Origin of the sequence: Sneathiella sp., assembly GCF_002694385.1 — a bacterium.
GTDB lineage: Bacteria > Pseudomonadota > Alphaproteobacteria > Sneathiellales > Sneathiellaceae > Sneathiella.
Genome location: NZ_NZMB01000012.1, coordinates 255,478 through 269,749, shown reverse-complemented (window position 1 = coordinate 269,749; position 14,272 = coordinate 255,478). Strand labels below are relative to the sequence as shown.

At 56.8% G+C, this 14,272-nt stretch carries 12 protein-coding genes and 2 pseudogenes; all 14 read right to left on the bottom strand.

Annotation, left to right across the window (positions count from 1 at the left end; all coding sequences use genetic code 11):
- Positions 1 to 6: 6 nt before the first annotated feature.
- Positions 7 to 867: a heterodisulfide reductase-related iron-sulfur binding cluster gene (locus CMN55_RS17455; protein ID WP_459253655.1), complete on the bottom strand. Its 861-nt coding sequence runs from the start codon at positions 865 to 867 to the stop codon at positions 7 to 9.
- A 560-nt stretch (positions 868 to 1,427) separates the two neighbouring features.
- Positions 1,428 to 1,847, bottom strand: coding sequence for a rubrerythrin family protein (locus CMN55_RS08020; RefSeq protein ID WP_293949205.1), 420 nt, complete (start codon positions 1,845 to 1,847; stop codon positions 1,428 to 1,430).
- Between the two features lie 140 nt (positions 1,848 to 1,987).
- Positions 1,988 to 2,428: an iron response transcriptional regulator IrrA gene (gene irrA, locus CMN55_RS08015; RefSeq protein WP_293949203.1), complete on the bottom strand. Its 441-nt coding sequence runs from the start codon at positions 2,426 to 2,428 to the stop codon at positions 1,988 to 1,990.
- Between the two features lie 89 nt (positions 2,429 to 2,517).
- Positions 2,518 to 3,894, bottom strand: a complete 1,377-nt coding sequence (locus CMN55_RS08010; RefSeq protein ID WP_459253654.1) for an NAD(P)H-dependent flavin oxidoreductase — start codon at positions 3,892 to 3,894, stop codon at positions 2,518 to 2,520.
- Between the two features lie 172 nt (positions 3,895 to 4,066).
- Positions 4,067 to 6,172 carry a polyribonucleotide nucleotidyltransferase gene (gene pnp / locus CMN55_RS08005; protein ID WP_293949200.1) on the bottom strand — a complete coding sequence of 702 codons (2,106 nt, stop codon included), beginning with the start codon at positions 6,170 to 6,172 and terminating at the stop codon, positions 4,067 to 4,069.
- A gap of 210 nt (positions 6,173 to 6,382) precedes the next feature.
- Positions 6,383 to 6,652, bottom strand: coding sequence for a 30S ribosomal protein S15 (gene rpsO, locus CMN55_RS08000; RefSeq protein ID WP_293949199.1), 270 nt, complete (start codon positions 6,650 to 6,652; stop codon positions 6,383 to 6,385).
- A gap of 14 nt (positions 6,653 to 6,666) precedes the next feature.
- Positions 6,667 to 7,563: a tRNA pseudouridine(55) synthase TruB gene (truB, locus tag CMN55_RS07995; protein WP_293949197.1), complete on the bottom strand. Its 897-nt coding sequence runs from the start codon at positions 7,561 to 7,563 to the stop codon at positions 6,667 to 6,669.
- Positions 7,564 to 7,569: 6 nt separating this feature from the next.
- Positions 7,570 to 7,959 (bottom strand): 30S ribosome-binding factor RbfA, encoded by a 390-nt coding sequence (rbfA, locus tag CMN55_RS07990; protein ID WP_293949195.1) that lies wholly within the window; start codon positions 7,957 to 7,959, stop codon positions 7,570 to 7,572.
- 49 nt (positions 7,960 to 8,008) lie between these two features.
- Positions 8,009 to 9,808: pseudogene (gene infB / locus CMN55_RS07985) on the bottom strand (translation initiation factor IF-2); the annotation flags it as partial.
- Positions 9,809 to 10,558: 750 nt separating this feature from the next.
- A pseudogene (locus CMN55_RS17450) lies at positions 10,559 to 10,705 on the bottom strand (translation initiation factor IF-2 associated domain-containing protein); the annotation flags it as partial.
- Positions 10,706 to 10,707: 2 nt separating this feature from the next.
- Positions 10,708 to 11,376, bottom strand: coding sequence for an RNA-binding protein (locus tag CMN55_RS07980; RefSeq protein WP_293949191.1), 669 nt, complete (start codon positions 11,374 to 11,376; stop codon positions 10,708 to 10,710).
- Positions 11,324 to 12,889, bottom strand: coding sequence for a transcription termination factor NusA (gene nusA / locus CMN55_RS07975; protein ID WP_293949189.1), 1,566 nt, complete (start codon positions 12,887 to 12,889; stop codon positions 11,324 to 11,326). Before nusA ends, CMN55_RS07980 begins: the two co-directional genes overlap by 53 nt.
- 37 nt (positions 12,890 to 12,926) lie before the next feature.
- Positions 12,927 to 13,394 (bottom strand): ribosome maturation factor RimP, encoded by a 468-nt coding sequence (gene rimP, locus CMN55_RS07970; RefSeq protein WP_366932011.1) that lies wholly within the window; start codon positions 13,392 to 13,394, stop codon positions 12,927 to 12,929.
- Between the two features lie 171 nt (positions 13,395 to 13,565).
- Positions 13,566 to 14,267, bottom strand: coding sequence for a tRNA (guanine(46)-N(7))-methyltransferase TrmB (gene trmB, locus CMN55_RS07965; protein WP_293949187.1), 702 nt, complete (start codon positions 14,265 to 14,267; stop codon positions 13,566 to 13,568).
- Positions 14,268 to 14,272 lie beyond the last annotated feature (5 nt).

Sequence of the window (14,272 nt, the reverse complement as noted above, 5' to 3'; positions counted from 1 at the left end):
TTCCTTTCAGAGGCCGTATGCTTTGGCCAGCAGTTCTATCGGGTGAAGGGCCTGTTTTTCAGGNGCGGCTTCGGGNTCCAGGNTTTCGAACTCCTGNANCAGATGTTCNGCNGCGAGCGGGCATTCGGAAGCGATGAACCTGGCNTTGGATTTAAGGGCAGCCCGGGCGGCNGGCTTGCCGACTTTGAGCGCNGTTTCNAAATTGNCCTTCATGATNCCCCATGACCCGCCATGGCCGGAGCAGCGNTCNACNACCGTNACTTTTGCNTCNGGNATGAGGCGCAGCACTTCCGCNCCTTTGGCGCCCATATTCTGNGCCCGGGCATGGCAGGCGAGGTGAACGGCCATATCTTCNCCGATGGGCTGCATGCCNTCNGCCATNCCNTTNTTCTTNGCAAACTCCATGACATATTCGGANACATCGAAAGTTGATTTTGACAGCTTTTCGANGGTTTCATCGCCNGGNACNAGCANNGGCCANTCGAATTTCAGCATCAGCGCGCAGGAGGAGACGAGCGCGATCACGTCATAGCCCTTGTCGATCCATGTGGTGAGNTCGGCAGAGACCTTTTTCGCATTTTCGGCNACGGCGGCGACATCGCCCTGCTCCATCAGGGGCATNCCGCAGCATCCGGGATAGACNACTTCNGTNTCNATGCCGTTTTTGGCGAGAACCTTGCGGGTNGCCTCGCCGGTGGCCGGATTNTTGTAATTGCCAAANCANGTGGCGTAGATCACCGCCTTGCGGCCATAGGCCGGGGCAGCCGTNTTGATCTCAAGNGGAGTTTCCGCCGCGCGNTTCACCAGCGTTTTGGACTGGTATTTTGGNAGCGCGGCATTTTTATCAATACCGAGGGTCGATTGCATGATGCCGCGGGTGAAGCCGTTGGATGTATCACTCGCCCANTTGGCGAGCCCGGCAACGGAAGAGGCCAGCTTGCCGTTNCGNTCNGTTTTTGCCAGTTCCCGACTGACGAATTTGTCCTTGCCCTTGCGCTTTTCGACGGCGCGATAGCGCAACATCAGATGCGGGAAATCAAGGTTGAATTCGTGGGGCGGCACATAGGGGCATTTGGTCATGAAGCACATGTCGCACAATGTGCAGGCATCGACGACCGGTTTGAAATCTTCGGAAGCGACGGAATCCAGCTCTTCTGTTTCGGATTCGTCAATCAGATCAAACAGACGCGGGAATGAATCGCACAGATTGAAGCAGCGGCGACAGCCATGGCAGATGTCAAAGACGCGGCGCAACTCCTCGTCCAGCTTCTGCTCGTCATAGAAATCGGGATTGGTCCAGTCAATGATGTGCCGTACCGGCGCATCGAGGCTGCCTTCACGCATAGCTTTCCCCCTGAATGTAACTGATTTGCAGGGGGTAGCGATCTCACAAGCCGCTACCCCGGGAAGGTCAATTTATAACGGGGTCAGCCGTCGAGGTTGTCGAGCGCTTTCTGGAAGCGGCCGGCATGGCTCTTTTCGGCCTTGGCCAGCGTTTCGAACCAGTCGGCAATCTCGTCATGGCCTTCCTCGCGGGCGGTTTTGGCCATGCCCGGATACATATCCGTATATTCATGGGTTTCACCGGCAATGGCGGCCTTGAGATTTGCTTCGGTTCCGCCAATCGGCAGCCCGGTTGCCGGATCGCCGACGGCTTCCAGATATTCCAGATGGCCATGGGCATGGCCGGTTTCGCCTTCGGCAGTCGAACGGAAAACGGTGGCGACATCGTTGTAGCCTTCTACATCGGCTTTCTGCGCGAAATAAAGATAGCGGCGGTTTGCCTGAGATTCACCCGAAAATGCCTCTTTCAAATTCTGTTCGGTTTTACTTCCCGCTAGTGACATGATGTCCTCCTGGATGGGTTATGGAATTGGTACTGTTCACGCATGAACAGGATTACCCCATAAATATATGGCGCGGGAAATGGACTGTCAATAAATTGGAATTATTCTAAATAAAATAATTCAGAGAATGAAAATCATTCTCAATTGCGGCGAGAGTTAACCCGAACAATGACATCGACGCTGCTGATTTCCGTTCCCTCTGGCAGGGCAGGGATGTTGGCAACGGTCAGGTCGCTCTTGTCGATATCTTCAAGGCTGCCGGTTTCTTCATGGAAGAAGTGATGATGCGGTTCGACATTGGTATCGAAATAGGAACGGCTGGAATCAACCACGACTTCGCGCAGGAGACCGGCCGTGGTGAATTGATGCAGATTGTTGTAGATGGTCGCAAGGGAGATCGCGACCCCGGCTTCCATGGCTTCGCTATGCAGACGCTCCGCCGTTATGTGGCGATTGCCCCGGGAGTACAGGAGCTCTGCCAAAGCCAGACGCTGCTTCGTCGGGCGCAGTTGAGCATCCCTGAGTTTCATTTCCAGATCGCTGATCTCTGACGGCATCATTGCACACACTCTATCATTCATGCTCCTCACGACGAGAAGCCTCTCCCGGAATATATAGGATGTTTTTTAATAATTCAAATGCGCACTAACGGTTTTTGCCGTTTTTTTCGCTATTTCCCCGTCATGATACGCTCGACCAGCTGTTTTACCGACGGAATGAAGCCATTTGCATAAAAAGGATCCGTGGCAAAGCGATAGGCGCCATGTCCGGCGAACATGAGATTATTCTCGACATTCGATTCGGAATGGATGACATCCTGCAATGTCTTCTGGATACAGAAGCTGCGCGGGTCCGCCTTGCGGCCGGTCGTGCCTTTTTCCCCTTCCGACCAGTTGGAGAAGGAGCATTGGGAAAGACAGCCCATGCAGTCAATCTGGTCCTTGCGGATTTCGGCCATCTTTTCCGGGGAAACGAAGATAAGGGTTGAATCCGGTGTTTTCATCGTTTCCGTAAAACCAGCGGCAACCCAGCTTTCCGCCCGCGCCTTGTCTTCGGCGGTGAGATACACCTCCCGCTTGCGGGCGCCGACGCCGAAGGCGGTATCATGGGCGCCGACCGGGTCATTGGAATAGGCGACCTGACGTTCGGACCTGGCTTTCAGCTCATCCAGAAAGTCGTTGCGTACGGCGGAGGACCAGAAACCGGTGGGGCTGAATTTATTGAGAAAGACATCGCCCTTCTTGAGGGTGCTGAGTTTTCTCTTCCAGGCATCCGAAATCGGGCTTTCTTTTGTCAAAAGCGGCCGGGTGCCGAACTGAAAGGCAATCGGGCCGATTTCCGGATTGTCGAGCCAGTGTTCCCATTCTTCAATATGCCAGACGCCGCCGGCCATGATAATCGGGACTTTGTTAAGACCGATCTCATTCATCAACTTGCGCAGATCGGCGACACGGGGATAGGGATCCTCCGGCGTCATCGGATCTTCACTGTTGCTGAGGCCGTTATGGCCCCCGGCGAGCCAGGGGTCTTCATAGACGACACCGCCCAGCCAGTCGGAAAATTTATGGTAGGCCCGCTTCCAGAGCGCGCGGAAAGCGCGCGCCGACGAAATGATGGGGTAATAGTGGACCTTGTAATCGGCGGCAATCTGCGCCACCCGATAGGGCATTCCGGCGCCACAGGTGATCCCGTGAATAAGGCCTTTGGTGCCCTCCAGAACGCCGTGGAGAATGCGCTCGGCGCCGCCCATTTCCCACAGGACATTCATATGGATACGCCCTTCGCCGCCCGCGAGTTCATGGGCGATCTGCGCCTGTGTAATGCCGCCCCGGATGCCATAGGCGACAAGTTCTTCATGCCGGTCGCGGCGTGTCCGGCCATGATAGACCTGCGGTATTATATTGCCGTTCTCATCAAAACTGTCTGCGTTTACGCCCGAGAAGGTCGCAATGCCGCCGGCGGCTGCCCAGGCCCCGGAACTTTGTCCCGAAGACACAGCAATTCCCTTGCCTCCCTCAATGAGAGGCAGAACTTCCTTGCCGGACATGATGATCGAATTTAACGACTTCACGAATAGATTCCCATGGCTACATACCTAAGCACTAATCTAACACTTAGAGCATGGCAGCCCAAGCATCAAGAGACATATAAAAATCGAGGGCGGTCGGATTGTTAAATCCGGCTCCGCCCCCGAAATGATACGTTGCGGAAGGTGGCGTTTAGTCCTGCGCCGCCGCCGCTTTTTCCTCGTCCGCCTGAACGGCTTTCATGGACAGACGAACCTTGCCCCGGCCATCAATTTCCAGAACCTTGACACGCACCTCATCGCCTTCATTGACAATGTCGGTCACCTTGGCGACGCGCTGCGGCGCCAGCTCGGAAATATGCACAAGGCCGTCCCGGTTCCCGAAGAAGTTTACAAAGGCGCCAAAATCGACAACCTTGACGACCTTACCGGTATAGGTTTCGCCGACTTCCGGATCATCAACGATGGATTTGATCCATTTGATGGCGGCATCTGCGCTTTCGGCCGTTGTTGCGGCCACCTTGACCGTGCCGTCATCTTCGATATCGATCTTTGCGCCGGTCACTTCACAGATTTCGCGAATGACCTTGCCGCCGGTGCCGATGATGTCACGGATCTTGTCCTTGTGGACCTGCAGCTGCGTGATCCGCGGGGCGCCTTCACGCACACCGTCACGGGCGCTGTCGATGGCCTTGCCCATTTCCTTCAGGATATGCAGGCGGCCTTCGCCTGCCTGAGCAAGGGCGATGCGCATGATTTCCTCGGTAATCCCGGCAATCTTGATATCCATCTGCAGTGAGGTAATGCCCTCGCCCGTACCGGCAACCTTGAAATCCATGTCCCCGAGATGATCTTCATCGCCGAGGATATCGGAAAGAACGGCAAACTTGCCGTCATCTTCAAGGATCAGGCCCATGGCGATCCCCGCCACCGGACGTGTCAGCGGCACACCGGCGTCCATCAGGGCGAGCGATGTACCACATACCGTTGCCATGGAGGAGGAGCCGTTGGATTCCGTGACCTCGGAGACAACCCGGAGGGTGTAGGGGAACTTGTCCTTGGTCGGCAACAGCGGATGGATGGCGCGCCATGCAAGCTTGCCATGGCCGACTTCGCGGCGGCCGGTGAAGCCGATGCGGCCCACTTCCCCGACCGAATAGGGCGGGAAATTGTAGTGCAGCATGAAGTTTTCACGATATTCGCCTTCCAGCGCATCGACGATCTGTTCATCCTGGCCGGTGCCGAGTGTGGCGACAACCAACGCCTGCGTTTCACCGCGGGTGAAGAGGGCGGAACCGTGGCTGCGGGGCAGAATGCCGATTTCCGCCAGGATCGGACGCACCGTCTTGGTGTCGCGCCCGTCAATCCGCTCGCCCGTTGCAATGATGTTGCCGCGAACGATTTTCTTCTCGATCTTTTTGAGGATGCCGGAGGCCGCTTCCTTTTCGCCGTCTTCCAGCCCGGCAATGGCGGCTTCCTTGGCCGCGGCTACCTTGTCACTGCGGGTCTGCTTGACCTGTTCCTTATACGCCTCGGTCAGGGCCGCTTCCGCTGCCGCCTTCACTTTGGCTTCAAGGCTCGCATCGACTTCATCAGCTGCGAAATCCCAGGGTTCCTTTGCACAGGCTTCGGCAAGTTCAATGATCGCATTGACGACCGTCTTCATTTCCCGATGGCCGTACATGACGGCGCCCAGCATTTCTTCCTCGCTGAGCTCATGCGCTTCGGATTCGATCATCAGAACAGCTTCTGACGTGCCGGCAATAACCAGATCAAGACGGGTATCCGCCATCTGGGAGGCAACCGGGTTCAGCACATATTCGCCGTTGATGAAGCCGACGCGGGCAGCGCCAACCGGACCAAGGAACGGAATGCCGGAAATGGTCAGCGCGGCGGAGGCGCCGATCAGGGCGACAACGTCCGGATCATTTTCCAGATCATGCGCGAGAACCGTACAGATAACCTGGGTTTCATTCTTGAAACCGCGCACAAAAGAGGGCCGCAGCGGCCGGTCGATCAGCCGTGAGGTGAGCGTTTCCTTCTCGCTCGGGCGGCCTTCGCGTTTAAAAAAGCCGCCCGGAATCTTACCGGCGGCAAAGGCTTTTTCCTGATAGTTGACCGTCAGCGGGAAAAAGTCCAATCCCGGCTTCTGGGTCTTTTCGGCAACGGCTGTGCATAGGACCTGCGTGCCGCCGTAGGTGATCATAACGGCGCCATCGGCCTGACGGGCGACCTTACCGGTTTCCATAATGAGCGGACGTCCGCCCCACATCACTTCCTTGCGATGTACTTCAAACATTTTTTTTCCTTCCAACGCAGGCCCGGCCCCATGCCGTCCTGCCCATATCCAGAGCCCTATGCCCCGGTCTTTGTTCCATTTTTACTGTTGCACTTACGAAAGCCTGGCTCCCTAAATGCGGCAAACGCCGATGTGCATTGGGCAGACCCAAGACAGCCACCGGCGTTTACGGATTATGCGGTCCGGATGACGGACCTCGACAGATTGATGTTACTTACGAATGCCAAGGCGTTTGATCGTATCCTGGTAACGTGATTCCTCAACCTTCCGAAGATAGTCAAGCAGGCGACGGCGGCGGCTGACCATTTTCAACAGCCCGCGGCGCGAATGAATATCGCCTTTATGGTCCTTGAAATGCTCTGTCAGATTGCCGATCCGTTCGGTCAGAATGGCAATCTGTACTTCCGGAGAACCTGTATCCCCGTCCTTGGTCGCATATTCCTTGATCAATTCTGCTTTACGTTCTGCAGTAATCGACATCGGTTTCTCCTGATTTAAAAATTAAAAATCCGGACAGGATACAACCGTTCGGCCTCTATTCTTGCAAGACCAACCGGCGTATTTCCGTCCATGGCGCAGACCATGCCGTCTGCCTGATCCGGGACTGCCACGTCATTGCCGTGCCGAAGGCGTTGTGCCTGCGGTTCCGTCACGGCCAGGGCCGGGATGTCGTCCAGCGCGGTCGTGATGGGAAGCAAGTCCTCAAATTCTGCGGGACACTGCCACAGCTTCGCCAACTTATCCAGCGAAATCGCATCTGCCTCGGAAAAAGGGCCGACACGGATACGCCGGAGGGCTGACAAATGGGCAACAGTTCCGAGTTTCAGCGCCATATCGCGGCCGAGTGCGCGGATATAGGTCCCCTTGCCGCAGGTCACTTCGAGTATGGCATGGTCGATATCCGGGATATCAACCAGTTTCAAGGCATATATATGGACTTCCCGTTCCGGCATATCAAGGTGTTCGCCCTCCCGCGCCAGCTTGTAGGCGCGTTTGCCATTGATCAGAATGGCGCTGTAAATGGGCGGGCGTTGCTGGATCGTGCCCGTAAAATGCGGCAGAATGTTCAGAATATCCTCGCGTGTGGGGCGACTATCAGAGGTTTCGGTCACTTCCCCTTCGATATCATCGGTATTGCGCGCCTCTCCCCAGCGGACGGTGAAGCGGTATTCCTTTGTGTCATCGACAATATAACCGGCAGTTTTCGTGGCTTCTCCGAGGGCGACGGGGAGAATGCCGGTCGCGAAGGGATCCAGCGTCCCGGCATGTCCGGCTTTCTGCGCATTGGTCAGGCGTTTCACGCGGGCGACAACATGGGCGGAGCTTAGCCCCGCGTCCTTGTCGATATTCAGCCATCCGTGAATGGGAATTCCTCGCCGTTTACGCGCCATCCGTGACTAGTTCGGCTCTTCCGGGCGCCGGGATTTGCGGATTAGCTCGTCGATATGGCTGCCATAATCGAAAGAATCATCGCGCTTGAAGATAAGCTTCGGCGTGAATTTCATGGTCAAATGACGCCCCATCTCCGCCTGAATAACGCCTGCCGCGCGGTTCAGTCCGGCAATGGCGGCGTCTTCATTGATACCGCCGAGGGTGGTGACGAAAACCGTGGCGTTCCGCATATCCGGGCTTGCCTTTACTTCTGAAATCGTCACAGATGCGCCCGCGACATCCGGGTTGTGAATGATGTCGCGGCTCAGAATTTCGGAGAGGATATGGCGCAATTCCTCTCCCACACGCAATTGCCGTTTGCTGGCAGGTTTGGCGCCGCGTTTCGTCTGTGCCATGGGGGTCTCTCCCGCGATTGAACGTCATCAGCCAGTCAGGTCAGGGCGCTTAAAGCGCGCGCGCCACTTCCTCGACTTCAAAACATTCGATGAAATCGCCGACCTGAATGTCATGATAATTTTCGAACGCCATACCACATTCCATGCCGGCCCGGACCTCTTTCACTTCATCCTTGAAGCGTTTCAAGGTGGAAAGCGTGCCTTCATGAATGACCACATCATCCCGTAGCAGGCGCACTTTCGCGCCGCGTTTGACATTGCCTTCCGTCACCATACAGCCCGCGATCTTGCCGACTTTCGAGATATTGAAGACTTCGCGAATTTCCGCATAGCCGAGGAAATTCTCGCGCAGTGTCGGCGCCAGCATCCCGGACAGCATCGCCCGCATGTCATCGATAACATTATAGATCACCGAGTAATACTGGATATCGACGCCCTGATTTTCGGCTTCATCCCGGGCCTGCTTGTTGGCGCGGGTATTGAAGGCAATGATAATGGCGCGCGATGCCGCGGCGAGGGAGACATCGGATTCGGTAATGCCGCCAACACCGGAGAAGAGGATCTTGACCGCGACTTCACTGGTGCCAAGATTTTCAAGGGCGCTGGAAATCGCTTCGGCAGAGCCCTGAACGTCCGCCTTGATGACAACGGGCAATTCATCAACAGTGCCTTCNCGGATGGCNCTGAACATCTGTTCGATCGTGCCGCGCGCCGTCGCCGTAACCTTTTTCTCCTTGTCGAGCTGTTGACGGTAGGACGCAATTTCCTTGGCNTTGCTTTCCGTTTCCGTCACCACGAAATCATCGCCNGCNGTCGGCGTGCCNTGGATGCCNAGAATTTCGACCGGAACGGACGGACCTGCCTCCTCGACATTCTGGCCACGATAATCGAGCAGGGCGCGNACCTTGCCCATGGCNGGTCCCATGACGAAGAAATCGCCAACNCGCAGCGTGCCGCGGCTGACCAGAACGGTGCCGACCATACCCCGGCCNGTTTCAAGCTTGGCNTCGATAACCGTCCCTTGNGCNGANCGGTNCGGNTTCGCCCGCAGTTCCAGCACTTCCGCCTGAAGCAGAATGGCNTCCTGCAGCTTGTCGAGACCAGCGCCGGTTTTNGCGGAAACNTCCACATCCAGNACGTCACCGCCCATNTCTTCGACNAAGATTTCATGTTGCAGCAATTCCTGNCGGACTTTCTGCGGATTTGCGGCCGGTTTNTCGCATTTGTTGATCGCGACAATGATCGGAACNTTTGCGGCTTTGGCGTGCTTGATCGCCTCTATNGTCTGNGGCATCACGCTNTCATCGGCGGCAACCACCAGAATGACGATATCCGTCACCTGNGCNCCCCGCATCCGCATGGCGGTAAAGGCTTCATGGCCGGGCGTATCCAGGAAGGTGATAACCTCNCCGCTGGCCAGCTTGACCTGATAGGCNCCNATATGCTGGGTAATNCCGCCCGCTTCACCGGAAACGACNTCGGATTTGCGCANCGCATCGAGAAGGGACGTCTTGCCATGATCGACATGGCCCATNACGGCGACNACAGGCGCNCGGGGCAANAGNTCTTCCNCCATATCCTGATCTTCNCCACCGAGACCNATTTCCACATCNGAGGCGGCGACACGNCGCGCCTTGTGGCCGAGNTCATCNACNACCAGCTCCGCTGTATCCGCATCTATTGTCTGGTTTGCCGTNGTCATGATGCCNAGCTTCATCAGCACCTTGATCACGTCAACNGCCCGTTCNGACATGCGGTTNGCCAGTTCCTGAACGGAAATGGCTTCCGGGATTGTCACNTCGCGGAAAATTTTCTGCGGCGGCTCGCTNANCTGCTGCTGCTTCTTGCGNGCNCGNCGGATAGAGGTCAGNGANCGCTGCTTCGGTCCGCGGTCATCAAGGGCNTCACCGATCGTCAGGCGGCCGGAACGGCGNCGNTGATCNCTGGGCTTGCGNACCGGNGCATAGCGTTCTTCAGCNGGGCTGCGTACATGNTTCCCNCTCTTGCGNCCACNAGCNAGANCGCCGCCACGAGTGTCCTCCTCATCNGGGCTNNCGAACTGGCGAGNTGGCNGGGTTCTNGCTTCACGCCGCAACTCTTCCTCGCGTTCNGTCGATTTGACTTTTTCGCGATGNACNGCAACCTGGGCATTNTTGGTCGCNGCTGCTTCTTCCCGCAGGCGGCGCGCCTCTTCCTCTTCCGCAAGGCGNCGTTCTTCCGGGGANCGGCGNTTCGCTTTGACAGGGGNTTCNTCAACNTNTTCCGCCGNTTCGGNAGACGCNNCCGCANTCGCCGGTTCGGCGNGTTCGNCAGAAGNCTTTTCNTGCGCTTCCCGNTCACGCGCCTGTTCGCGGGTCTTNCGCTCCATCTCTTCNCGGATCATGCGCTCGCGCGCNTCGGCAAGNGCGGCAGCACGGGCCGCCTTTTCNTCATTGGTCAGATAATCCGGAGATTCTTTGGAATCCGCCGCGCGCTTTTCCGNCGGTTTTGGTTTGGCCGCCNCGGGTTTGGGNGCGGGNGGNNTCTTCGNGCNGGGNGCNGNCGTGGGCGCNGCCGNTGCCGCNGGCTTCTGTCCGCCAAGGGCAAGCGTGCTGCGNTTTTTGCGCACCTCGACCTGCACGGTCTTNGAACGACCATGGGTAAAACTCTGACGGACCTGACTGTTCCCGCCAGCGGATTTTTTCGCTTCCAACGGTTTGTTCAGGCTAAGCGACTTACGCCCATCCTTGTCATTTGTCTCAGTCATTTTTACTCCGGCACTTCGGTATTCGTTTCGCTCCGGCCCCTGAATTGTGCCAATCGGGAGGCCGCAGTCATAATTTTCGTTGCCATTGCGCCCTTTGCAAGGCAAGCGTGAACAACATTCTCCCGGCCCAGCGCCTGGCTTAATTCGGCGTTGCTGAACAGGTTAATCTGCGGCAGCGACCCGGCCATNCGCCGAAGTTTCTGCCGCCCGTCTTCCGAGCCGTCAAAGGCNGCCACCAGCAGNNCCGCCTTGCCAGATTGCAACGCCTTTTCAACCTTGGCAAAGCCNGTTGTGANCATTCCGCCCTTCCGGGCAAGACCNAACAGCGCAAGGCATTGNCGCAACANGGCCCGATCNATCGAACTGACCAATNCCTCCGGTACNGTCACCGNCTGCTTNGCCGATCTGGCAAACAGCCGNTTCTTNACTGCCAANTCCACCGCAGNGGCATCGCAGNTTACCCAGATGCCNCGACCCGGCAGGTTCCGGTCAATATCATGGACCAGNAATCCGTCGGGCGATANAACAAACCGGAGAAGCAGGTCCTTTTCCAGTATCTGTCCAGTGGCTATACACCGCCGTTGCGGATCACTCAAGTCTACTTCTCCGCNTNCNGCNTCAGCCTGCCGGAATTTCTTCGTCGTTTTCGGTNGTCGCNGCCGGTTCNTCATCTTCGAACCANTGNGCGCGCGCNGCCATAACAACCTGATTTGCCTCGTCNGCCGTNAGACCGAAATCCTTCAAAATGCCGTCNTCGCTGCTGATNAGCTCATCTCCGGAGAGATCGGCAAGGTCGTCCAATTCTTTTACGCCAGCCTCACCAAGGGCAACAATCATAGCCGGGGTCAGAAGCTGGAGATTGACNATATCGTCGCTGACGCCCATTTCCTGACGNTTTTCTTCAAGCTCGGAATTGGTCTGCTCGACATATTCCTGCGCCCGNCGGATCAGTTCACCGGCGATGTCTTCGTCAAACCCTTCAATATCGGCAACTTCGGCCGGGTCGACATACAGAATATCTTCAACAGAGGTGAANCCTTCGGAAGCCAATAGCTGGGCAATCGTTTCATCAACGTCAAGGGCNGCCATGAAATTCTGCGTCCGTTCNGAGAATTCAGCCTGCCGCCGGTTGCTTTCNTCTTCTTCGGTCAGGATATCNATATCCCAGCCGGAAAGCTGCGANGCAAGACGNACATTCTGCCCGCGGCGGCCGATAGCGAGAGAGAGCTGATCATCCGGGACAACCACTTCGATACGGTTGGCATCTTCATCNAGGACAACCTTGGCAACCTCTGCCGGAGCCAGGGCGTTGACGATGAANCTGGCCTGATCGGGGGACCACTGGATGATATCAATTTTCTCGCCCTGNAGTTCATTGACCACGGCCTGAACGCGNGANCCGCGCATNCCGACACAGGCCCCGACGGGATCAATGCTCGGATCATTGGANATCACNGCAATTTTCGCCCGGCTGCCGGGATCGCGCGCGACCGCTTTTACCTCAATAATNCCATCATAGATTTCCGGCACTTCCTGNCCGAACAGCTTGGCCATGAACTGGGGATGNCTGCGGGAGAGNAAAATCTGCGGNCCNCGCGGNTCCTGCCGGACATCATAGATATAGGCGCGGATCCGGTCCCCCTGACGGAAGGTCTCGCGCGGNAGCATCTCATCCCGCCGCACGACGGCATCGGCCTTNCCAAGGTCAACAGTGACATTGCCATATTCGACCCGTTTGACAATTCCGTTGACGATCTCGCCAACCCGGTCCTTNTATTCCTGATACTGCCGTTCGCGTTCCGCTTCGCGNACTTTCTGGACAATGACCTGCTTTGCCGTCTGGGCGGCGATGCGGCCGAAATCNATCGGNGGCAGCGGATCAATCAGAAAATCNCCAAGGACGGCATCGGATTTTTCGCGCTTTGCCTGATCNAGCGTGANNTGNGTNACCTCATTNTCGACATCCTCAACCACTTCCCGCACNCGNGCGAGNCGAATTTCGCCGGTGCCGCGGTCGATATTGGCGCGGATATCATTCTCATGCCCGTATTTGGCCCGCGCGGCCTTCTGGATCGCTTCTTCCATCGCCGAGAGCACGATGTCGCGGTCGATGACCTTTTCTCTCGCGACCGCATCGGCGACCTGCAAGAGTTCCAGTCGGTTCAAACTAGCTGCGTTTTCCATGACCAAATATCCGTCCTAAAAAACCTGTCTGTGAACGTCAGGTGCGGCGCATGCTCGCAGCGATCAGTTCATCTGTCAAAATCAATTTCGCCTTTCTCACATCGGAGAAAGGCAGTTCCACATGGCTGCCGTCATCGGCCTGCATCCGGACTATGCCGTCCTTCAACCCCAACAGCTTGCCACGATACCGGCGCTGGCCGTCAACAGCCTGCTCCAATTCCACCTTCGCCTCAAACCCGGCCCAGCGTTCAAAATCCTTTTCCCGCGTGAGCGGCCGGTCAATTCCGGGCGAAGATACCTCCAGATCATAGGCTCCGCTGATCGGATCCTCGACATCCAGAAGGGCAGATACTATTTCACTCACTTCCGCACAGCCGTCGATTGTCATCGTGCCATCGGCCTTTTCGGCCATGATCTGAAGCACTTTTTTCTCACTGCCCGTCAGCCGCACGCGCACCAACTCATACCCCATATCGTGGAGGGGCGGCATGATCAGCTGCTCAATTTTCTCGATCGCGTTCAGTGTACTTCTCGTCTAACCGACAAACCATAAAAAAACAGCGGGCCAGAGACCCACCGTTCCAAAGCTCATCCGGATGGTGAGCGAACAGTATTTACCTTGTATATAATAGACGAGATGCCGGGAATTCCAAGCTTTTTCTTGAGACAAAGGGCTTTACGCGCGATTTTTGCGCAAGAATCGATAATAGACCGGGCGCAGCCCCTTTCCGACGGCTTTCATTTCATAGCGTGTCGGCGGCCAGTCGGCGGGCCTGCTGCGCCAGTCATCCGGGCTTTCCGCTTGCCAGAGGAAGTGATCGGAGCGCAGCATATGCCAGAGAATCCAGGCGCCATAGTCGGTATGGTCCGTTGCAATACGCAGTTCGCCTCCGGATTTCATGATCCGGGCGAGGGCGTTGATGTTTTCCCCGGATACGAATCGCCGTTTATGATGGCTGCTTTTGGGCCAGGGATCGGGGAACAGGATAAAGGCGCGATCAATGGATTCCGAAGGGATCCGCTCAATCAGCCGTTCAGCGGCATCGGTATGCAGCCGGACATTCTGGGCGCCGTTTTCCTCAAGCTTGGCCAGCAGCATGGCGACACCGTTGACGAAGGGTTCGCAGCCGATTATTCCGACATCCGGGTTGGCATTTGCCTGCCACGCCAGATGTTCGCCGCCGCCAAAGCCGATTTCCAGCCAGTATGCCCGCGCCTCACCGCCGAACAGGGAGGGGAGATCTATTTCCTCTTCCTCGATGGTAATCTGGAGCCGCGGCAGATCATGTTCGATCAGCCGCTGCTGTCCTTTGCGAAGCGGTTTTCCCCGGCGCCGCCCATACAGGATGCGCCGGTCCTTCGCCTGTGGTCTGCTCATAATTC